The sequence below is a fragment of the Halomonas sp. ND22Bw genome (genome assembly GCF_003011945.1).
Lineage (GTDB): Bacteria > Pseudomonadota > Gammaproteobacteria > Pseudomonadales > Halomonadaceae > Halomonas > Halomonas halophila.
Window position 1 is genome coordinate 1 of sequence record NZ_PXWD01000990.1, and the last position, 267, is coordinate 267.

At 47.9% G+C, this 267-nt stretch carries 1 protein-coding gene; it reads right to left on the bottom strand.

Annotated features, from left to right (window positions below):
• A partial coding sequence (locus tag CVH10_RS26890; protein ID WP_219924942.1) for a hypothetical protein occupies nucleotides 1-199 on the bottom strand: 199 nt, incomplete at its 3' end.
• Nucleotides 200-267: the final 68 nt, after the last annotated feature.

Genomic DNA, 267 nt, shown 5'->3' on the forward strand with positions numbered 1-267 from the left:
TCTGTGGGTTTGATAGCACAACCTTTAGACTTGTCGTTCCTTCAGCTTTCCCAAGAACACCCAGGTATAGCCCAAAGAGCAGCTTTGACTCCTCAGTATTAGCATGTTTTGCTCTGTGGTAGGTTAAATCATCCACGTTAAACTCTTGTGGAAGGGTGCCCTTAGACTGTAGGCCGTGTTTAGGGCCCTTGACTATCACCGCAGGGCTCCTCTCGTCTGAGCGATAGTCACCTTCTCGTATATATTTCGGCCGTTTTCGCTTGGTAT